The 21,510-nt window shown below is 41.6% G+C and carries 16 protein-coding genes, 1 tRNA gene, 1 pseudogene and 1 riboswitch; of the genes and pseudogenes, 2 read left to right on the forward strand and 16 right to left on the reverse strand.

Annotated elements, in window-relative coordinates:
• Positions 1-159 precede the first annotated feature (159 nt).
• From GT508_RS00490 to GT508_RS00520, 7 genes are all read right to left on the reverse strand, one after another.
• Complete coding sequence (locus tag GT508_RS00490) at positions 160-1,176, reverse strand: glycosyltransferase family 2 protein (protein ID WP_161143335.1); 1,017 nt, start codon at positions 1,174-1,176, stop codon at positions 160-162.
• Positions 1,177-1,469: 293 nt separating this feature from the next.
• Positions 1,470-3,398: a hypothetical protein gene (locus GT508_RS00495; protein ID WP_161143336.1), complete on the reverse strand. Its 1,929-nt coding sequence runs from the start codon at positions 3,396-3,398 to the stop codon at positions 1,470-1,472.
• A complete protein-coding gene (locus tag GT508_RS00500; RefSeq protein WP_161143337.1) occupies positions 3,383-4,903 on the reverse strand; it encodes a hypothetical protein in 1,521 nt (506 codons plus the stop codon). Before GT508_RS00500 ends, GT508_RS00495 begins: the two co-directional genes overlap by 16 nt.
• Positions 4,904-5,182: 279 nt before the next feature.
• Entirely contained in the window at positions 5,183-6,430 is a 1,248-nt protein-coding gene (locus tag GT508_RS00505; protein WP_055282344.1) for a 6-phosphofructokinase, read from the reverse strand.
• A gap of 195 nt (positions 6,431-6,625) precedes the next feature.
• Entirely contained in the window at positions 6,626-7,198 is a 573-nt protein-coding gene (locus GT508_RS00510) for a hypothetical protein (protein WP_028086118.1), read from the reverse strand.
• Between the two features lie 23 nt (positions 7,199-7,221).
• Complete coding sequence (locus GT508_RS00515) at positions 7,222-8,427, reverse strand: sirohydrochlorin cobaltochelatase (protein ID WP_028086117.1); 1,206 nt, start codon at positions 8,425-8,427, stop codon at positions 7,222-7,224.
• A gap of 209 nt (positions 8,428-8,636) precedes the next feature.
• Positions 8,637-8,809: riboswitch (cobalamin riboswitch) on the reverse strand.
• A gap of 205 nt (positions 8,810-9,014) precedes the next feature.
• Positions 9,015-9,088: transfer RNA gene (locus GT508_RS00520), tRNA-Arg, on the reverse strand.
• A 213-nt stretch (positions 9,089-9,301) separates the two neighbouring features.
• Between GT508_RS00520 and GT508_RS00525 the strand changes: the two genes are divergently transcribed.
• Positions 9,302-10,153, forward strand: a complete 852-nt coding sequence (locus tag GT508_RS00525; RefSeq protein WP_055282466.1) for a pyridoxamine kinase — start codon at positions 9,302-9,304, stop codon at positions 10,151-10,153.
• 105 nt (positions 10,154-10,258) lie between these two features.
• Here the strand turns inward: GT508_RS00525 and GT508_RS00530 are convergent, their stop codons facing one another.
• The 7 genes and pseudogenes from GT508_RS00530 to GT508_RS00555 form a co-directional block, all read right to left on the reverse strand.
• Positions 10,259-11,557 carry a glycoside hydrolase family 32 protein gene (locus tag GT508_RS00530; protein ID WP_243144034.1) on the reverse strand — a complete coding sequence of 433 codons (1,299 nt, stop codon included), beginning with the start codon at positions 11,555-11,557 and terminating at the stop codon, positions 10,259-10,261.
• Positions 11,550-11,693, reverse strand: a complete 144-nt coding sequence (locus tag GT508_RS14535; protein ID WP_243144035.1) for a hypothetical protein — start codon at positions 11,691-11,693, stop codon at positions 11,550-11,552. Before GT508_RS14535 ends, GT508_RS00530 begins: the two co-directional genes overlap by 8 nt.
• Before the next feature lie 26 nt (positions 11,694-11,719).
• Positions 11,720-13,280, reverse strand: a pseudogene (locus GT508_RS00535) (glucose PTS transporter subunit IIA).
• Between the two features lie 203 nt (positions 13,281-13,483).
• On the reverse strand, positions 13,484-14,533 hold the full coding sequence (locus tag GT508_RS00540; protein ID WP_161143338.1) for a LacI family DNA-binding transcriptional regulator: 1,050 nt from the start codon (positions 14,531-14,533) through the stop codon (positions 13,484-13,486).
• A gap of 19 nt (positions 14,534-14,552) precedes the next feature.
• Positions 14,553-15,911 (reverse strand): GH1 family beta-glucosidase, encoded by a 1,359-nt coding sequence (locus GT508_RS00545; protein WP_161143339.1) that lies wholly within the window; start codon positions 15,909-15,911, stop codon positions 14,553-14,555.
• Between the two features lie 122 nt (positions 15,912-16,033).
• Positions 16,034-17,740: an ABC transporter ATP-binding protein gene (locus tag GT508_RS00550; RefSeq protein WP_161143340.1), complete on the reverse strand. Its 1,707-nt coding sequence runs from the start codon at positions 17,738-17,740 to the stop codon at positions 16,034-16,036.
• Entirely contained in the window at positions 17,740-19,512 is a 1,773-nt protein-coding gene (locus tag GT508_RS00555; protein ID WP_161143341.1) for an ABC transporter ATP-binding protein, read from the reverse strand. Before GT508_RS00555 ends, GT508_RS00550 begins: the two co-directional genes overlap by 1 nt.
• A 166-nt stretch (positions 19,513-19,678) precedes the next feature.
• On the opposite strand from GT508_RS00555, the gene GT508_RS00560 reads away from it, so the two are divergent.
• Positions 19,679-20,521: a LysR family transcriptional regulator gene (locus GT508_RS00560; protein WP_161143342.1), complete on the forward strand. Its 843-nt coding sequence runs from the start codon at positions 19,679-19,681 to the stop codon at positions 20,519-20,521.
• A gap of 4 nt (positions 20,522-20,525) precedes the next feature.
• On the opposite strand, the gene GT508_RS00565 is transcribed toward GT508_RS00560, so the two are convergent.
• Both GT508_RS00565 and GT508_RS00570 read right to left on the reverse strand, forming a co-directional pair.
• Complete coding sequence (locus GT508_RS00565) at positions 20,526-20,894, reverse strand: hypothetical protein (RefSeq protein WP_161143343.1); 369 nt, start codon at positions 20,892-20,894, stop codon at positions 20,526-20,528.
• A 28-nt stretch (positions 20,895-20,922) separates the two neighbouring features.
• Positions 20,923-21,510, reverse strand: a complete 588-nt coding sequence (locus GT508_RS00570) for a DUF2975 domain-containing protein (protein ID WP_022415222.1) — start codon at positions 21,508-21,510, stop codon at positions 20,923-20,925.

Consider the following 21,510-nt stretch of genomic DNA (forward strand, 5'->3'; position numbering starts at 1 on the left):
CACTGTCTGAGACGAATGTCGAGTTTGGATTTTTTGTGAGCTCGTTTTTAGGTCAACTTTTTTGCTTTAGAATTTCCCCATGTTGGAGTCAGCACAGGATAGGACCTTGTAAGTTTATTCCGATCGATGATAGCCGCCATAATGCATTAAATAAAAAAATTAATTAAACCCGATCAGACGTCTTGCAACTGTATACGCCAGCGATGATATCTTACGTCCTGATTTTCCCGGAATATTCATAGTCTGTCCGAGAATTCCATAGCGGATCTTTATAAAACTGCGCAGATCTTTCTTCTTCAGATACTGCCATAATTCCTTTTTCTTCTCCAGATTTTCTTTATTCTTGGAACGGATACAAAGAATAGAAGAAACTGTCATCATGATTGCCAGATAATTCAACATATACTGTCTTAATTTCTTACTTCCGATGTTTTTCAGCTGATACATATCGATCATTGTCTTTGTGACAAATATCTGCTGATCCAGCCTTTTGATCATTACTTTCTCATTAACCGACTGATCCTCGCGTCCGATAAAATATCTGTAAAAATCTACATCCATATAGTAAATCTTTCGCACATGTGGAAGTGGATAATATACATAAATATTGTCCACATAGAATGTATGCTTCGGCAGATGAAGCTGGATTAATTTCAACATATCGGTGCGATAGATAACTGAATGCATCAGAATATACTGATCCAGATGAAAATGTCCCATATCATCCCAACGGAAAATCTCATCCTGCGGCAATACATTACGGTAATGGATTACTTTCTTGTGTGCTGCTCCAACTTTCTCATATACGTAGTTGGCAATCAGCATATCTAATTCCATGGCATCTTCTTCCATATGACGCAATACTTCCAGAATTTTATGAAGTGCATCTTCATCCACCCAGTCATCACTGTCTACAACCTTAAAATATTTGCCGGTGGCATGTGTCAGTCCGGAGTTTACAGCATCTCCATGTCCACCATTTTCCTTGTCTACTACTTTAACGATTGTAGGATATTTTTCCATATATTCGTGAGCAATCTCTGATGTTCTGTCTTTTGATCCGTCATTTACGATAATAATTTCAACGTCTTCTCCACCCGGAAGAATACTTTCTATCGCATGAGCCATATAATCCTGTGAATTGTAACACGGAATGGCAAAAGAAATATATTTCATTCTTCTTTTCTCCTCTTTCTTCAAAATTGACTTCTATTAGTATAATCTATTTTCCTCTGTTTTCCAACAAAATCTTTGTAAAATCCCGTGTTCACAATTTGTTCATTTATCCTTCAAAATTCTTTCACTACTTTAACATTCTTTCTTCACAGGTCTTTTTTATACTATAATCATCAAAGAAATACACAAGACATTATCTAGTATGTAAATACTATTTGGAATAAACTTTTTCATAATACATGCCGGGAATCGCGAAAGCGGTTACCCGGCATCCTCCCTTTTATGGAAAAATTCTACTTGTTTTTGTTGTCTGGCTGCATTTTTTTCAATATATTCCCCAATCTTTCTCTTTTCCAGAAGCCAATTCCTGTTAACATACCTGTGAGCATAATACCTGAACACAATATACTTTTACCATTTCTTTTGTTCATCTGTTCTTCTTTTAACTGCTCTTCTTTTTTTACCGCTTTCTCATTTCCATAAAAAATATATTTCTTTACAGGCTCTGTTATCTTCTGTAATAATGTTTTTTCCTGCTCTATCTGAAATCCAATCCGTGAGATCTGTTCATTGCCCGCAAAATCTTTTGCCTTTACTTCAACTTCATATGCTTTTGCTTCATCTACTTTACATTCATAAAGTCCCTTTTGCTTTTCACTCTTTTGCTTCGCTCCATTAATCTTAATGTATTCAATCTGATCTTCCGGATTTTCCGTTCGGATATAAAATTTTCTTTCCTTTTCATAGCTTTCTCCTTCTCTGATATTTTCAAATCTGATCACCGGCGGGGTATGATCAATTGTAAACCTTGCCTTTGCATCACTCTTATTGCCTGCAGAATCTACCGCTTCCACAACCAGTGTATGCATGCCTTCTTTCTCGATCTTCTCTCCCGGACGGTATACTGTATCATCTAATTTCATGGTGTACGTATAACTGGTAAAATCTTTGACCGATTCTCCGGCCGAATAATCCCATCGGAAGTATTTTAAATATTTTCCATCGAGTTCATCCACATGAACAATCACTGGATTTTCTTTGTCAATAATCACCTGTCGCTCCACCCGATTTTCATGTCCTGCCATATCAGCTACACTCATTCTCAGTTTATATATTCCGTCTTCTGTAAGTGTCTGACTGCTTTCTTTTCTCATCTTTCCTGACTCATCCGACTTTCCTATCCGCCACTCTGTGATCTCTGTTTCTTCTTTTCTTCCGATGATATCTTCCTTCGAAATATGTGCCTGCACAACCTGAAATATATTTTCCTCTTCTGCCAGATAGTTCACTTTAATCGGTTTACTGGTGATCATATAATCCTGCACTCCTTGTATAGCTGCCTCCGGAACATTCCTATCAATATAGACCTTATCTGTCACTATCGTCTTATTTCCTGCAACATCTTTTACAATAAAAGTTACAGGAATTCCTTCACCATTCTTCGATTCTTCTTCCATTCGAAATATTTCTGTTTCTTTATTGCTTTTTCCAATTACTTTTTCTCCTGTTTTACAGATAATTTCCGCAATATGACTTCCATTTAGCCCATCGGAAGATTCTACCCGGACTTCCGCAATATCTTTGTGCCATATCTCCGAACCTCCTGTTATTTCATAATGTACTACAGGTTTACTGCTATCCAGCCAGAATTCTTTTTGACTTTCTGAATTTTCTACCCGGTGTCCTTTTTCATCTTCCATCCATATCTTCAATTCATTTCCGCCGTCTGTAAAATTCAATTGTTTCAACAGGAAGCTTTCATTTTGTCTGTCCAATATTCCTTCCTGCTGTTCATTATTTCCATTTTTGAAGAGATATCTTGTTGTCCCTCTTTTGCTCATATGCGTAATTCTTCCATCCGGACGATGAATATAGTATCCGTTTTCCCCATCTGGTTCGTTATATACAATCTGATAAGGTTTTATCGCTTCTTTTTCAGAGTCTTCTTCCGGATCTTTATCCTCTTTTTCAGAGTCTTTATCCGGATCCTTATTCTCATCCTTGTCTTCTTCCGGATCCTTGTCTTCTTCCGGATCCTTGTCTTCTTCCGGATTTTTATTCTCATCTTTGTCTTCTTCCGGATCCGTTTCTTTTTCTGCTTCTCTGTGATCTCCAGCCTCTGCCTGTACAATGCTTCCAACTGCTGACATATCTGCAAATTGTGAGCCTATGACCATTCCTGCTATTACAACCGTGATTGCTTTTTTTATCTTCCTACCCATACCTCTTCTCCTTCCATCTTGATTGCATATTCTTTCTGCAGCTTTTTAAATTCCTCCTGATCCGGCAGTTGTCCGTCATCTCTTACATACTCTTTGATCTTCATGGAACATTCTTCCCTGCTGACGGACGGATCTGCACACATGAATCGGATATGCATCAGTTTTAACTCCTGAGATTCCTTCAATTCTCCGATTCCCTGAATACAGATATCCATTGCCATATCGCACCTGCCTGCTGCTTCATATAATTGTGCAATTTTTTTATACAACATTTCTCTGTTTCCGTCCTCCTGCTCCATCTCCATTAGCTCTGTATATATCTTTGCCGCTTCCTCCTCCGTCTTCTTTTTTTCACAGGCGGCCGCCTGGTATTCTAACATTTCTTTTTTTACCGGATCATTCAGATAATCCGTCTGCATCCCCCTCTTTACCAGTTCTAATACCTTTTCTACACTGTCCTCGTCATCCAGAAGTCCATATCCTCTGATCAGGCACTGGATTTCCTGTTTTTGCTTCTCCTCGGATATCTTGCTCCTTTTTTTCCATACCTTTTCCAGATATGCAAGACTCTTTTTATATTTTCTTACATCTTCCGGACATTCCTGTTTTTCATATGCGCCGATCAACATTTTCAGATTCTCCGCAAGTTCTTTATTGGTCAGTTCATTCAGACAAATACGGCTTTTCTCCACATTCCCGACATTTAAGAAATACGCAAGTGCCAGTTCCAGATATTCTTCGTCCCGTTTCTCGTTCTCCTGACTGTCTGTGCGTAATTCTGTATTGGCATTACTGGTTGCTTTCTGTTGTTCCTTTATTATTCTGTCAGGTACATTTTTTCTTTGCTGTATCAACATGTACCCTGCCGCCACCACTGCGAAAAATAATGCGATATATATCTTCCACCTGCGTTTTCCTTTGTCTCCCGAACTTTCTTTATTAACTTTTTCTTTCCATTTTGGGATTTGTTTTTGAATTTCTGAAACGCTTTGATAATAAGACCCTTTTGTTCCCATTGTTTTTGAAATGATACTCTGAAGTCTGTGTTCTTCCCACCGGTTCAGATGCGGTTCTGTTTCTGACGAAGCGAGAATATATTGAAATGTCTTTCCCAATCCATATATGTCCAGCTCTTTACTGGCATTTTGATAATAATTCTCTTCCGGAGGGAGAAAATATTCCCGCATGTCCCTCCTTTGCATAAATACTACCTGTTTCCTGTTTGTCTCGGCTTTCATATCCAGAAAATAAACCCTGCCGTCCTCCGCCAGAATAATACTGTATGGATTCACATACTGATAGCATGGATTCCCTCTGCATCTGTGGATCAGTTCCAGCTGTTCTGCAATTGCCTTTAACAACAGGAACATTTTCTTCTTCTCCATTACCGGATGATACTTCAAATATCTGGCAAGTGTTCTTCCCTGCACATTTTCAGAACTGATATAGCAGATCTGTCCATGTTCGATCAGACGCAGTACATCATAGCTTTCCTTTTGCTGCAATGCATTCCACCTCAATTCTATTCTTCAGTTTTTTTACAAATGGTAATTTTTTGAACCCTCACACAGGTTATAGAATCTTTATAGATTGATTAACCGAATCTATCTTGAAAATATAGATTAAGCATATACTACCTGATTATTTTCAAAATTTCAAGACTTTTTTTACTTTTCATGCACTTTTTTATCGCAGAAGATCAGACGTCCCGATAAAAAAACGTCCTGACATGAGATATCCTCATGACAAGACGTTCTTTTATCTTCTCTCTGATTTTAAATGGATTATCTGTGGCTGAGTTCTTTCGGTGTATACAGATGTCTTGGAATTCCATCTACCATAACCGGTGATACATCTCCCTGGATCAACGGACGTACATATGAAATAAACTCATTTGTTACATAAGTGCCTTCTTTGTTTACCCAGCTTCTTGGAACCAGCTTCTCATCATTGGCAATCTTATGTACATCTTTCACTTCCGTTCCGCACTGATACGGATCATCGGACAGACGTTTTAAGACAACCATCTTTCCGGTATCTCCTTCGTCTGCTGCTTTTACTGCAGCTCCTCCAACCTGATATGCCTCCAGAATATCTACTCTTGAAGCCGCATGCGATGCAGCTCTCTGCAATGTACTTAATTCAATCGCACGTGTCTTACATCCGATCTCACCTGCAATATAACTCGCCAGATAAGATGCAGTTCCTGATAACTGTTTGTGTCCGAATGCATCCACAAAATCAATACTGTTGCCAAGTTCACATACATATGTACCATCTGCTGTACGGATCCCTTCTGATACCGCAACTACGATGGATGTCTTTTCCTGTAATAACTGCCTGATCTTTTCCCCGAATAACTGAAGATCAAACGGCAGCTCCGGCAGATAAATAAGATCCGGACCTTCACAATCCTCTCCCTGTGACAGTGCTGTGGAACCTGTCAGCCATCCTGCATTTCTTCCCATGATCTCTACAATAGATACTACGCCCTTTTCATATTCCAGGCAGAAGCTGTCACGGATAATCTCTTTCATCGATGTTCCGATATATTTTGCCGCACTTCCGTATCCCGGTGTATGATCTGTCAACGCAAGATCATTATCAATTGTCTTCGGACATCCTATAAACCGGATGGAATGTCCAAACACAATTGCATAATCCGATAACTTTTTAATCGTGTCCATAGAATCATTTCCGCCGATATAAATAAATGCTTCAATATCCAGTTTATCCAAAATTTCAAAAATCTTATCATAAACTTCCCGGTTCTCATGTATCTCCGGAAGTTTATACCGGCAGGAACCTAAGAATGCAGCCGGTGTTCTCTTTAATAACTCTGCATCCAGCTCTGTCTTGATGTGATCTGACAGATCAATATATTTTTCCTTTAATAATCCCTGAATTCCATGAAGCATTCCGTACACTTTATTCGCTCCACGGTCTTTTGCTGTCCGGTATACACCGGCAAGACTCGCATTAATCGCTGCAGTTGGTCCCCCAGATTGTCCTACTATTACATTTCCTTTCATTCGCTTGTTTCCTTCCTGTTTTTATTACATTTTGCTGTTGATTTAATATTAGTATATTTTAACATAAAAGTCTAGTAAATATTATATTTTTTATGCATTTTCACCATTACAAATGAATAAAAAAATCTCTTATCCTTCACATATACACTTTGTATAATAATATGAAAGACAAGAGATTTTATGATCAATTGATATTTATTCAGCTTTTACAGGATTGGAAACACTTACTTTATGATTATACCACTTTCCTTTTGTTCCGATCAGTGCCAGATCAAATTCTTTGTCCAGTGCCGGCACCGGAACATCAAAACCGTATACTTCTTTCGGCTTACCCTCTATATCTGTTACGACATTACCATTTTCATCTGTTATAGTATCTGTCGTCGGCTGCAAAAGTTTTGCTCCCTTTTTCTTGGCATCTTTTATTGTACCAGGAAACAGATTTACAATATTTTTTGATACAAGACTGATATGAATCGTCATCTTTCCGTCTTTTACCGTCAATGTCCCCTTATCATCATATGCATCATTTACATGAAACATGGAACTGTCCGTTTTAAACTCTGCTGTATAGGTTCCATCTTCAATCGGAGCTTTTGTCTCTTCCTTTTCTGCTGCTTTCTCTTTTTTCGCATCAGACTTCTGCTGTTCTGTCTTTTTGCTCTCTGACCTAGATGTCTTACTGTCATCTTTACTGCCACATCCTGTAAATACAGACACGGTCATCACTACCGCTAATGCAAGCGTCATCAGTCTTTTTCTTAACATTGTTCTCTCCCTTTAATATTTTTTTACTGTGCATCCATGGCTGCTTTTGTATGAGCTGCATATAACTGCTGGATTGCATCGATTTCTCCAAGACCTGCGATCTGTGTCTTCACACTGTCAAAGTTCTTAGATGCCTCGAACTGGCTCAGCCATGAATCATCATCATCTCCGGCCATGTCATTGTTCGCATGATCACCTGCCACAACCATCAGTGGACGAAGAATGACATTCTTATATCCAGCATCTTTTACTTTTGCGATAACAGATTCACACGAAGTTTCCTCCGGTTCTCCTTCTACTGTTCCGATAAATACATTCTTATATCCCAACTTTTCCATCTGTGTCTGCATCTGGGAATAGCTGATCTTTGCTTCATCTGATGTTCCGTGTCCCATGAATACAAATGCTGTACTGTCTGCTGCGGCTGCATCAAGGCTGTCATATTCTGCTGTCTTAACAGCTTCTGCTGTAATTGCTTCTGCTACTGCTGCTTTATCTGCATTGATCACTGTCGCATCCGATCCGACTTCTCCGAGAAGCGGTTCTGCGATCTTGACAGATTCAAATTTATCTTTGTAACTCTCCACTGCTTCTGTTAACTCTTTATATTCTGCACCATGCATTAAGTGTGTTGGCTGTATAATCAGTTGCTTGACACCGTTTTTTACGGCACGCTCTAAAGCCTGATCCACATTATCAATCTTCTCGCCATCTCTTGCCTGTACATGGTTGATGATGATCTGAGCTGTAAATGCTCTTCTTACAGACCAGTCCGGATTTGCTGCCTGGAGTGCTTTCTCTACTCCACCGATATCGGCTGCACGGCTCGCATTAAAAGAAGTACCGAAACTTACTACCAGAAGTTCCTTTTCTCCAATATCATCTCCATTTAACGGGTCATCCTGGGAAGCATCTCCTGTATCTCTTCCGAAGTAATCCGGATCTGCATTGTCTCCTTCTACCAGTTCTTTCTGCGCATCTGTCAATTTATCCCACGCTTCTTTTGCTGCTTTACACTGTTCATCCGTCTTGTCTGTTCTTTCCTGAACGTAGATCGCATCAATCTTTTTTGCAACTGCATCTGCTGCTTTCTGATCTTCCTTTTTTGAAGAAGTCTCTGTCTTCTTGTTACTGCTGCTGTCTGAGCTGTCTGATTTTGCTCCACATCCGCCAAATGCCGCTACACACATAGCTGCTGATAATAATACTACTACCAGTTTCTTTTTCATTTCTTTCTACCTCCTGTTTTTTGATTGTCAATACATGAGATACAAGATCTCTGCCACCGGCGGTTCCTTCCGGACACATAATATCAAAAAAAGCCTCCGCCAGGAAACGAAGACAACGAAAATAAAACTGTATTACATAATATCTACATATCACATACAGTTCTGTGACTTATTTCGTACTGCCAATTCCTCGTGGCCTGAACTTTTACGTTCCTGTACTGCGAAAGGCAGGTCTCCCGGCTTATTGCTCTGGTGCTTCAGCTCCCTTCCCGGTCATCCCAGTGGGTATGCAGCTTCCGCTCGCAAAATACGGTGACGAGTTCGTACAGGATTCTCACCTGTTTCCCTTTTCACCAGTCAGATCATTCTTTCTATAAAATAATTCCCATAAATTATCCTTGATATCCTGACTGACACCTCACACAATCATGATTTAATTTACCTTGTAACCTTACCACAGTTGCCCAATCTATGTCAATACTGCCCGGTCTGCCGTGTACGAAACCATGTATAAAAAATATGACTCACCGGACATGTAACAGCAAAAAACCCTCGTCTGACTTTATATCAAACAAGGGTTTCTCCTACGTGCGCGAGAAGATTCGAACTCCCGACCTTCTGGTCCGTAGCCAGACGCTCTATCCAGCTGAGCTACGCGCACATATTCATTTTATTGTTTCCGAAGTTTTTGTACCTCAGCAACGAAATTAAGTATAGCGCAATGTATTCCATCTGTCAACAACTTTTTCAAACTTTTTTATTATTTTTTACCCGGAAGATTTCTTTCTTCTTTTGTTAAGGCAAAAAAACCCAACTATGATATAATCAATACATGTTTGTAAATATATTAGGAAACGAGGATTTCTTTATGACAATGACAAAAAAAGTTGCTGTAATCAATGATCTGTCCGGTCTTGGACGATGCTCCCTGACTGCCGCCATCTCTGTATTATCTGCGATGGGCATCCAGACATGTCCACTCCCGACAGCCATCTTAAGTTCTCAAACAGAATATCCAAGCTACTACTGCTATGATTTTACCGATAAGATGGATTATTTCCGTCAGGAATGGAAGAAACTCGGCACTTGCTTTTCTGGGATCTACACCGGTTACATTGCCAGTGTACCTCAGATTGAAGAGATTTTTCATTTTCTGGATACGTTCCAGACACCAGATACTTTTCTTCTGGTTGATCCTGTAATGGGTGATGACGGCATGACCTATGATATGTATACTTCCGAATTCCTGTCTGCCATGAAGGAACTGACCGCACGTGCAGATGTTATCACTCCAAATATTACAGAGTTCTGTCTGCTGACAGATATGGATTACAATACCCTGCAGAACTCCTCTTTGTCCCTGCATCAGCTCATTTCATGCCTCAAAGATGCAAGCCATACATTAACAGCAGAACGTGCGAAAAAGATCCTTATCACAGGAATTCGCTTTACTACAGATGATGGAATCCCTAAGATTGGGAATCTCCTGTTAGACGGCTCTTCGCATTTTCTGTCGGCATTTCCCTGCTGCGATGGAAGCTATTCCGGTACCGGCGATCTCTTTGCCTCCTGTATCACAGGTGGACTTGCCCGCGGAACTTCCCTTACAGAAATGATGCAGACTGCCGGATCTTTTCTCGAAAAAGCATTAGCTGATTCCGTAAAAGAACAGGTCCCTGTAAACGAAGGAGTTAACTTTGAAAAATATTTATATCTCTTACATTAAGAAAAATCACCATATATCCCGATAAAATTTCTCTACTGAAATTTTTCCTTTTGATATATGGTGATTTTCTTTCTATAATGATTCGTATCTTAAATTCATATTTCGTTACATAATTTCTGACAATCTAATCTGTGCTTCCACAGCTTCTGCCAGTAATTTATGATTTTCCGGATAATATCTTGTCGAAAATACATACTCTCCATCATTCACAAATACTTCTACCGATGATCTATCAGCCAGAATCTTCAGATCCTTCACTTCATCCACTTCCACATAACGCATGCTTCGTCCTGCAGATACAGAAGTCTTGTCCTGACTTATAAAATGCATCCGGAATCTTCCGTCTTCATAATCCAGGATCAGTTCATTCGACAGGATGACTTTAAAATGGTTTTCTGCAATATTCAAAATCTCCAGTTCATACACCGAATAACCGTCACTGGACAGCATACCTTTTACATCACTTACCAAATGTTTCTTCTCATCCAGTTCGCGAATCGGGCGCTGACAGATCTTTCCATTTTTCTCGAAGATTTCTCTCGGAAATGTAAAGCAGTGCTGCCATCCCGTCTGAATCGTCGGATTTGTATACTCTTCACAGTCCGGCATTCCCATCCAGCTGATGTGAATTCTTCGTCCGTCTTCTGTCTCAAAGCTCTGCGGTGCATAATAATCAAATCCATAATCCCATAAGTGATATTCTGACAGCTTATATTCTCCAAGAATATCTCCTTCTATCTCAAAATATCCGGACTGATATACATTGCAGTCATCCCAGATACCGCCTTCCAGCCCCTGGACCGATGTAGAAAGAAGCTTCTTCGTACCAATCTCAAAGTAATCCGGACACTCCCACATATAACCGAATGGATTTTCCGATTCTACCCGGTTTCTGAATTTCCAGTTTATCTTGTCTTCTGATTCGAATACCAGCACCTGTCCAACGTCTTCATTGGTTCTTGCTCCCTGTACCATATAATAGATATCATTTTCTTTCCATACCTTGGGGTCTCTCACATGACAGGTCAGATCGTCCGGATAATCGGAATTGCGCATCAGTTCTTTTTTCTTTCCAAATGTCTTTCCATCTTCTGTCATAACCAGAACCGTATTGCCCTCACGTCCGGTTCGAATGTAATCATATTCCCCGTCTTCTAATTTGACATTTCCGGTATAATACAGATACATTTTCCCATCTTCGATAAATGCGGATCCGGAATATACCCCGTGACAGTCAAACGGCTGATCCGGATAAAGTGCGGTACCCTGGTATTCCCAGTCAATCATGTTCGTGCTGGTGTAATGTCCCCACATCTTCACGCCGCCTTCCGCATCAAATGGTGAATACTGAAAAAATGCGTGATAGATACCCTGGAACTGGCAGAGTCCATTTGGATCATTCATTCAGCCAGCCGACCGGCGGCATCAGGTGTAGTTTTTCACGAAATTTTCTATCTGATACGGATAACTCTTCTCTGGTTTTCTGGCTTTGTTCTGCTGTCTCTACTAATTTCGCAAGATCTCTTGTTAATGCGTTCATAAATCAATCTTCTCCATCTATAAGCATTATTTTGTAAGTGTCATAACTTTACTTGTTGTTTTAACTTCAGCAGGTTCTGCCTTTGTTACATTTCCAAATTCATCTGTATTTGTCAGAATCATCATGGTTGTCGTCTGATATCCTGCATTCTTGATTTCCTCAAGATTTGCTTCTACTAGAATATCCCCTGCATGTACTTTGTCGCCATCAGAAACTTTCTTCGTAAATCCTTTTCCATCCATCTTCACGGTATCGATACCGATATGGATCAGGAGCTCACCTCCGGACTCTGTTGTGATACATACAGCATGACCTGTTTCGAAGATATTGGAAACTTCTCCGTCACATGGAGCTACAATCTTGCCATCTGCAGTCTCTACCGCAACGGTTGTTCCCAGCATTTCGGATGCAAATGTCTCATCCGCAACCTCAGATAATGAAATCTGTGTTCCATTTACCGGACTTGTCAATGTCTCTTCTGCTTTATTGTTGTCTGCTATTTCGATATTTTCTACTGTCTCTGTTGTTCCAGTTGTCTCTGTCACATCTGCCGTTACTGCCTTTGGTTCTGCATCCTTATAGATTACAAATGAGATTGCGAATGCAACACCAACTGCGATCACCATCTCGATCAGATACTGAAGTGGCTGATTCAGGCAGAGCAGGATACCGAAGATACCTGTCACACCGGTTCCCTTAGCTCCGAGATGTACCAGGGATGCATACAAAGCTCCACATCCTCCACCGATACATCCGGCGATGAACGGCTTGAAGAATCTTAAGTTTACACCGAAGATCGCCGGCTCTGTAATTCCCATAAATGCACTGAGTGATGACGGAAGTGCCAGAGATTTGATCTTCTTATCTTTGGATTTGATACCTACTGCTAATGCTGCTGCTCCCTGTGCTACGTTTGCTGCACTTGCAAGCGGAAGCCAGTATGTAACACCGTATTTTGCAATCTGTCCGATATCAATTGCTGTATACATCTGGTGGATACCGGTTACTACGGTTGGTGCGTACAGACTTCCCATGATCAGACTTCCGATTCCAAGAGGAAGTGTTAACATCCACTGGATTGCTCCGAGGATTGCATTTTCAGCCCATACAAAGATTGGCCCTACGATTGATAATGTAAGGTAACCTGTTACGAATACGCTGATCAGAGGAGTCACGAATAAGTCGAGCACTTCCGGAACAATCTTATGTAACTTCTTCTCAATCACTGCCAGGATCCATACGGCGATGATAACCGGAATGACATGTCCCTGATATCCGACCATGTCAATCTTGAACAGTCCGAAGAATACGCTCTGTGTCTGCTGTACACCTTCGGTTGCTACCGTATAAGCGTTCTGCAGTGACGGATGGATCATGATCATACCGATAACTGCGCCAAGATACTGGTTAGCACCAAACGCTTTCGCTGCTGAGAATGCAATCAGGATCTGCAGAAATGTATATGCAATGTTTCTTATTGTCTGCAATGACAAGACGCAGTCTCGTTGCACAATGTGCTGCAGATGCAATGTTCTTACTTCCACCGACATGATCCAGGATATCCTGTGCGGTCTTTCTGTAATCCATAATAACTCTCCTTCCTTGTTTTATGTGTAATCGTTTTCACATTTTGTAATTTTATAATAAGAAAAAAAATGCCATTTGTAAAGATGGCATTTTTACTGATATTTCATATTCATTTTTGTGCGTGTTGCACGAATTTAGTTGTTTTTGACCGATTTCGAATTTATTTACACATATTATACACTGATTTTCTACTCCGGCAGCTCTTATTCTTCTATATTTTCTTCCGGATCATCAATTTCAGCAAGCCGAAATCCAAGTTTGATCTCCATCGGAATATTTTCGCCCCGTTCTATCACATCCAATAAGAGTTCTGCACCCCTGATACCACTGGTTTTAAAACCGAAATGTACCGTTGGAATTCCACCGGTTACTGCCTTTAAAAGCTGATTATCACCAAATCCCGTAACCTGAATTGCTGTATTTTCCAATATATAACGGAATCTGGAACCCGTATCTTCCACATTCTTCGGTATCTGACTTCCTACATAAGTATGAATCGCTTCAATTGCTCCGGCCGCAATCGTATCTGTGGCGCACGATATGATATCGATGTCATTCTTTTCATTCAACAATTCCAGAACTTTCTCGTATCCGGACTCTGTAGTGAACTCCGCCACCTTATAATATCCGTCTTTTAATTCCCGTCCCGACCTTTTCAGACCTTCCCGGAATCCATCTTCTCTGGCTGCTCCGGCTGCCTTGTCTTCTCTTGAAACTCCGATATACGCAATCTCTTTCCTGCTCTTCGCCGCAACCGCACGTCCCATGGCCTCTCCTGCACCGTAATCATCATGATAAATGCAATTTGCATACTTTGTATGTTGTCCGATCACGACAACAGGAACCTTGGATTTTTTCAGAAATCTTCTGTGCTCTGCTGTGATCATCGTACCCACAAGAATAATCCCGTCTACCGGATAATTCTCAAACAGACGCATATATTCTATTTCCTTCACCGGTGTATTATCCGTTCCTGCAAGCAGCATCTGGTAATTACGCTCTGAAAGAACTTTTTCAATTCCAGCTGTGATCCGGCTGATTGATTCAGAGTTAATCTTCGGCACGACCACTCCGATCAGGCAGGCTTTCTTTGTCCGAAGCATACGTGCCTGTGCCGACGGCTGATATCCCGTCTCTTCGATCACTTTTTTAATCTGTTCTTTCTTCTCGTCACTTACATATCCACCATTCAGATATCTTGATACTGCTGCGCTGGATACCCCTGCCAGTTTGGCAATTTCTTTGATCGTCATCTGACATTTACTCCCCCTGTTATAATGTACTTCCATTCTCTTTAATTATTTTCTGATACCAGTAAGCGGAATCTTTCAAGATCCTCTTCTGTGTCGGATAGTCTACATATACCAGTCCGAATCTCTCAGAATAACCTTTTGCCCATTCAAAGTTATCCATCAGTGACCACTGGAAGTACCCTCTCAGATCAATCTCTCCTGCTGCCTTTTTTAATTCATGCAGGTATCTTGCCAGAAAATCAATTCTGTTCGGATCATGTACTTTTCCGTCCAGCGAGATCACATCGTGGCATGACAGACCATTCTCTGTAATATAGATTGGCTTCTGATAACGTTCATAAAGGAATTTCGGTCCCCAGTACAGACACTCTGGTGTTACCGGCCAGTCAATCGCTGTTTTTGGGAATCCTTCATAGCGGCTTACTGTTTCCGCCCTTCCGTCTTCTCCCATCCGCACACAATATCCATTATATATATTCTGTCCATATATATCGATCGGCTGTGAGATCAGGCGCATATCTTCTTCTGTGATCTTAGGAAGATATGGCTCATACTTTGCCAGACCTTCTTCCGGATATTTTCCAAGAAGGACCGGATCTGACCACCAGGTCACATTCCAGTGCCAGTTTGAGAACTCATCCGGCAGAGCAAAGAAACTCTTCTTTGCCGCTTCGATATCTTCTGCTTTTTCCGTTGCCGGATAGCATACAGAAGCTGTCGGTGCATATCCGATCACAAGTGGCTGCTTCCCATGTGTTCTTAACATCTGCACAGCTCTTCCATGCGCTTTCATAACGTTATGTGCCATCTCAAAAGTATCCCGGATCGGTGCTTTTATCCCCGGCGCATGTTCCCCATTTACAAAACCGAGTCCGACAAAGCACTGTGGTTCATTCAACGTAAAGAAATGTGTGACTCTGTCACTGAATCGTTCCGCCAGAAGCTTTGCATATTCTCCGAACCACTCCACGATCTTTGGATTCATCCATCCACCGCGTTTATACAATTCATATGGAAGTTCCCAGTGATACATGGTAATATATGGTTCAATATCATTTTTTAATAATTCATCGATCAGATCATTGTAGAATGCAATGCCGGCTTCGTTCACCCTGCCAGCTCCTTCCGGCATAACCCTGGACCAGTCTATCGAAAAACGATATCCTTTCAGTCCAATCTCTTTCATAATCCGAACGTCTTCTTTATATCTGTGATAATGATCACATGCTACTTCTCCCGTATGTCCTTCGAATATCTTCCCCGGTTCCTTTGTATATACATCCCATATATGCTCACCTTTTCCGTCTTCTTTCACGGCACCTTCTATCTGATATGCACTTGTTGCTGCTCCCCATACAAAATCTTTTCTAAAATCCATGCTTATTCTCCCTGTTTTCATTATACTGTAATTGTATTATACCGCAAAAATTCATACTGTGCATTATAAGTGAGGCCGGAGATTTCAAAAACCTCCGGCCTCACTTATGTTACATTGATATATTAACTTTCAAACTGGCTGTGATACAGTTTATGGTAAAATCCACCTTTTTTCAGCAGTTCTTCATGATTGCCCTGCTCGATGATCTTACCGTCTTTCATAACTAAGATTAACGAAGCATTCCGTATCGTGGAAAGTCTGTGTGCTACGATAAAGCTTGTTCTGCCCTTCATCAGTTTATCAAATGCTTCCTGTACCTGCAGTTCGGTACGGGTATCAATACTTGATGTCGCCTCGTCTAAGATCAGCATCGGCGGCAGACAAAGCATGACTCTTGTGATACACAGAAGCTGTTTCTGTCCCTGGCTGATGCTGTCTTCATGGAGCACCGTGTCCAGACCTTTCGGAAGTCTCCGGATGAATTCCCAGCTTCTTGCTTCCTTCGCTGCACGAATGATCTCTTCATCGGTTGCTTCCGGCTTTCCAAAACAGATGTTGTCTCTTACGGTTCCGCTCTTGATCCAGGTATCCTGCAGTACCATGCCAAAGCTGCTTCTGAGCGCATGTCTGGATACTTCCCGGATGTCTTTTTCATCCACCAGGATCTTTCCTTCATCTACGTCATAGAAACGCATCAGCAGATTAATAAATGTCGTCTTACCGCATCCGGTCGGACCAACGATTGCGATACGCATACCTGGTTTTACATCCAGCTTGAAATTCTTAATCAGTTCTTTTTCTTTATCATAACTGAATGCCACATCATCAATTGTAACATTGCCATCGACTGTAGCAAATACTCCTTCTGCATCCGGTGTCTCTTCTTTCTGCTCCAACAGGTCAAAGATACGGTCCGCACATGCCAGCGCATTCTGCATCTCTGTAATTACCGAACTGATATCATTGAACGGCTTCATATACTGGTTCGCATAGGATAACAGTACAGAAAGTCCTCCAACCGTCAGCGTTCCGCCCGGTATCAGAAAAGCTCCGAGTAGCGCTACTCCGGCGTAAATGATATTGTTGACAAATCGTGTAGATGGGTTCGTTAAACTGCTGTAAAATACCGCTTTCTGGCTGTATGTCTGCAGTTCTTTATTGATCTCATTAAATCTTCTGGATGATTCTTTCTCGTAACCGAATGCTTTGACTACCTTCTGTCCGCCGATCATTTCTTCGATCAGTGCAGTCTGGCGTCCTCGGGTCTCGCTCTGCTTCCGGAACATCGTATAAGATCTGGAAGAAATGAATTTCGCTACTACGAAACTAAATGGTGTCAGAACGATCACTAAAAGCGTTACCCACACATTCTTGGAGAACATGAAGATCAGCGTCACAACGATCGTCACAATTCCGGAAAACAGCTGTGTAAATCCAAGCAGCAGACCATCGGATAAGATATCTGTATCTGCAATGACACGGCTTACGATATCTCCGGTACTATGCTGATCCAGATAAGATAACGGCAATACCTGGATATGCCGGATTGCCTGTGACCGGATATCCTGTACAATACGATAGGTCATACGATTATTCAAAAGATTCATGAACCAGGTAGCAAGTGCCGATATCACGATGAATACCAGAATCTGTCTCAGATAATACCACATCATATCAAAGTTCACCTGATGTGCTGCCACGACTTCATCGATCGCATCTCCGAATAAGACTGGCACATACAACTGCAATACTACAGAGATCGCAGCAAAGATGACACTGAATCCAAGGAAAATCTTATATTTCCCTATGAGCTTTAATAATTTCTTCATTACTCTGCCGCTCCTTTCTCTGTCTTCTCCGAAGTCTTCATTACAACCGGACGTTCTTCCGGGAACTGTGAATAATAGATTTCCTGATAAGTCTCGCAGGTTTTCATCAGTTCTTCATGTGTCCCCTGACCTGCCAGTTCACCGTCGTCCATAACCAGGATCTTGTCCGCCTGCCGGATGCCGGAAATTCTCTGGGATACCAGGAATGTTGTCACATTGCCTTCCAGTTCACCGATTGCTTTACGAAGCGCTGCGTCTGTCGCAAAATCCAGTGCACTTAAACTGTCATCCAGTATCAGGATATCCGGCTTGCTGACCAGTGCACGCGCGATCGTAAGACGCTGTTTCTGTCCTCCGGACAGGTTGCGTCCGTTCTGTTCCACTTCAAAATCAAGCTTTCCAGGCTTAGCTTCTACAACATCTTTTGCCTGAGCGATTGTGATCGCTTTCCACAAATCTTCATCTGAAGCCTGATCATTGCCCCACTTTAGATTATCACGGATACTTCCTTTGAACAGGATGGAACGCTGCTGAACCACTCCGATCTCACGGCAAAGTTCTCCCTGCGGATAGTCCTTTGCATTGATGCCATTTACCTTTACCGTACCTTCCTGTGGATCATAGAATCTCGGAATCAGGCTGACCAGTGTACTCTTACCACTTCCGGTTCCTCCGATGATTCCAATCGTCTGTCCTTTCTTCGCCCGGAAGGTGATGTCTGATAAGCTGGATGCTCCGGCACCTTCGTAGGTGAAGGTGACGTGATTGAACTCAACAGCCATATTATCATCAGCTTTATCATTTCCAGCCACTGCTTTGTATTCCATACTGGACTTCACATCCAGGATACCGGCCACACGGTCTGCACAAGCCATTGATTTATTCAACGTAATGATCAGAGAGGCTAATTTGATCAGCTCTACAATGATCTGTGCCATATAGTTATACAGTGCTACCACCTGTCCCTGCTGCAGATTCCCGATATTCACCTGCACTCCGGCACGCGCGATCAGTAACACAGTTGCCACGTTGATCAGTACATACGTGAGCGGATTCAGAAGAGCAGAAATTCTTCCTACGAATTCATTCAGTCTCGTAAGCTCACGGTTTCCTTCTTCGAATTCCTCCACCGACTGTTCTTCCCTGCAGAACGCACGGATGACACGGACACCTGTCAGATTCTCTCTTGTAAGTCCTGTCACACGGTCCAGTCCTGCCTGTACTTTCTTGAACAGCGGAATACTGATCAGCATAATGGAAAATACAACTACAAACAGGATTGGCACTGTCACGACAAAGATCAGTGCGCAGCGCACATTGATGGTAAATGCCATCACCATCGCACCGATCACGACAAACGGACTTCTCAGCAACAGACGCAGTCCCATGTTAATTCCGTTCTGTACCTGGTTCACATCGTCCGTCAGTCTTGTGATCAGCGTATCCGTTCCGAGCGTATCCAGTTCTGTAAATGACAGTCTCTGGATATGGTCGAACATTGCCTGTCTGACACTGGTCGCAAATCCGACACTTGCCTTTGCAGCAAAGAACTGTGCGGTAAAGCTGCACAACAGTCCGACTGCTGCCATGAGTAGTAATACGAAGAACATTTCCACAATATATCCACGGTCATTCTTCGCAACGCCCACATCAATGATCTGAGCTACCACAACCGGAACCATAAGATCGAATACCACTTCCAGCAATTTAAAAAGCGGTGCCAGGATACTTTCCCTGCGGTATGGTCTCAGAAATTTCTCAAGACGCTTCATTTCTTTCACTCCATTCCTTTTTCTATCCGATAACTAATAAATCATCTGTTATCTACTTATTCATAATGTCCCTTGACTGTTTTATTATAGTCCGTTATCATTGATATGAATAATATTGTTTTTATAGCTTTGCAATACAAAAAATATATAAGGCAGGTAATCCAACATGGAACTCAGACAGTTAGAATATTTCCGCGAGATTGCATCCACCGGCAGCATCAACGAAGCTGCAAGACACTTAAATATGTCCCAGCCGCCGCTCAGCTATCAGATCCGCCAGCTGGAAAATGAATTAAATGTAAAACTTTTCGACCGCACCAGCAAGGGTGTTACCCTGACTGAAGCCGGCAAGCTTCTCTACGACCGCTCCGGTAACCTGCTGGAATACGCAAAGTCTACCGAACTGGAAGTCTCAAAAACCGGTAAAAAACGTATCCTACGTATCGGCCTGACTCCGACAACGGTAGATACCATCATGCCTTATATTTCCCAGTTTTCAAAAAAAAATCCCGACGTGAACTTTGAAGTCCACGACGGGATCACTTATTCGCTTTATCAGTATCTTCTGGACGGGATCATCGATATCTCCGTTGCCAGAACACCACTGCGTCTTGACGAGGTGTCTTATATGGAATTGTGTTCTGAGCCGATGATCGCGGTATCTGCGCCAGAAAATACTGCCTCTTCCTTAAAACTCGCTGATCTTCTACACAGACCATTAATCTTATACCGAAGATACGAAGAACTCATCATGAATACCTTTCATGCCCAGAATATGAATCCGGACATCTTCTGTGTCTGCGACGATCCGAGAGGTGCAATGCTCTGGGCAAAGGACAATCTTGCAACTGCCATCTTTCCACAGTCCATGGCAAGCTTGTGTGATGGCCTTTGTATACAAGAATTGGATGAGCCGGATCTTGTAACCAAGATTCTTCTGATCTGGGCGAAAGGAAAGAAACCAGTGCCGCTGGTGCAGGAATTTCTGGATGTGTGTGGTGAGCATTAGCACATTAGAGCTTACGGTTCACCCACCATATACCAATTATAAGATATACCGCCATCATTCCTAATATGGCAGATGTTGCAACCAGTTGATTCATATTTTCCAAAGCAACTACTAACAGCAGAAGTACAATTTCGCCACACCAATAGGACCAGATACATTTCCTTTTTCCGTAATCAGTAATCCAGGTTTTGGAATCCACGATCCAGAGTAAATTGATGAATATTCCAAAACCAATAGATACAATTAGAGAAGTGGCCGCTTCCGCTGACATATTTATCATTCCATTTTTTACAAATACAATACATAACACCAATAAATCATACGCCAATAACAATATGCCATTTCTTTTCAATGATTTGATACTTTTCTGCATATCCATCTCTCCTCTCCAAATAGAAATCTTAGATAAACCCATCTACTTCTTCCTGCAGATTTACTCCATAAGAGAATACATAGGCTAAACATAAAACAATAATTCCAAAAATGAATCCTCTCACTTCAAAATTGATATCTTTCAGTCCATTCATTTTAATCAATACTCCGCAAATATAAACGACCACATTCTGAATCGTCGGCATTACTATACTGTAAATTCCTATTTTCTTTACTCTTTCTACATTTTCTGCTGTAAACGGTGTGCCCATTTCTGGTTGTTCCTTTGTGCCTTCCAGTGACTTCAGTATTTTATGAACGTTGCGAAAAATCAGGGCCAGTAATATAGATGTTGCTCCCAACAGCAGAAGCCACACGGATACCAGATGCATCCGCATATTTCCCTTTGCATCAATCAGTGTAAAGAACATCCCGTAGGCATTCATCATGGTATCCTGTTTGATGCCGAATATAGCCCCGTTAATGTGCACGCTGTGCATAGGTATAGCCGATCCCGCCCAAAGTAATACGATACCATCGAACCAATGTAAGATTTCCAGAAATCTCATCAGACTGGTCAGTGGTTTCCGGAATTTTTCAAAACTTTTCATCTTCAT

It is taken from the genome of Dorea sp. BIOML-A1 (genome assembly GCF_009875615.1).
Taxonomy (GTDB): Bacteria; Bacillota; Clostridia; order Lachnospirales; family Lachnospiraceae; genus Dorea_A; species Dorea_A amylophila.

What these genes read in the sequence shown, in the direction of transcription:
- GT508_RS00490 (WP_161143335.1), bottom strand. Translation starts at nt 1,176, where the DNA reads ATGAAATATATTTCTTTTGCCATTCCGTGTTACAATTCACAGGATTAT.
- GT508_RS00495 (WP_161143336.1), bottom strand. Translation starts at nt 3,398, where the DNA reads ATGGGTAGGAAGATAAAAAAAGCAATCACGGTTGTAATAGCAGGAATG.
- GT508_RS00505 (WP_055282344.1), bottom strand. Translation starts at nt 6,430, where the DNA reads ATGAAAGGAAATGTAATAGTAGGACAATCTGGGGGACCAACTGCAGCG.
- GT508_RS00510 (WP_028086118.1), bottom strand. Translation starts at nt 7,198, where the DNA reads ATGTTAAGAAAAAGACTGATGACGCTTGCATTAGCGGTAGTGATGACC.
- GT508_RS00515 (WP_028086117.1), bottom strand. Translation starts at nt 8,427, where the DNA reads ATGAAAAAGAAACTGGTAGTAGTATTATTATCAGCAGCTATGTGTGTA.
- GT508_RS00525 (WP_055282466.1), top strand. Translation starts at nt 9,302, where the DNA reads ATGACAAAAAAAGTTGCTGTAATCAATGATCTGTCCGGTCTTGGACGA.
- GT508_RS00530 (WP_243144034.1), bottom strand. Translation starts at nt 11,557, where the DNA reads ATGAATGATCCAAATGGACTCTGCCAGTTCCAGGGTATCTATCACGCA.
- GT508_RS14535 (WP_243144035.1), bottom strand. Translation starts at nt 11,693, where the DNA reads ATGAACGCATTAACAAGAGATCTTGCGAAATTAGTAGAGACAGCAGAA.
- GT508_RS00540 (WP_161143338.1), bottom strand. Translation starts at nt 14,533, where the DNA reads ATGACGATCAAAGAAATTGCCAAACTGGCAGGGGTATCCAGCGCAGCA.
- GT508_RS00545 (WP_161143339.1), bottom strand. Translation starts at nt 15,911, where the DNA reads ATGGATTTTAGAAAAGATTTTGTATGGGGAGCAGCAACAAGTGCATAT.
- GT508_RS00550 (WP_161143340.1), bottom strand. Translation starts at nt 17,740, where the DNA reads ATGAAGAAATTATTAAAGCTCATAGGGAAATATAAGATTTTCCTTGGA.
- GT508_RS00555 (WP_161143341.1), bottom strand. Translation starts at nt 19,512, where the DNA reads ATGAAGCGTCTTGAGAAATTTCTGAGACCATACCGCAGGGAAAGTATC.
- GT508_RS00560 (WP_161143342.1), top strand. Translation starts at nt 19,679, where the DNA reads ATGGAACTCAGACAGTTAGAATATTTCCGCGAGATTGCATCCACCGGC.
- GT508_RS00565 (WP_161143343.1), bottom strand. Translation starts at nt 20,894, where the DNA reads ATGCAGAAAAGTATCAAATCATTGAAAAGAAATGGCATATTGTTATTG.
- GT508_RS00570 (WP_022415222.1), bottom strand. Translation starts at nt 21,510, where the DNA reads ATGAAGATGAAAAGTTTTGAAAAATTCCGGAAACCACTGACCAGTCTG.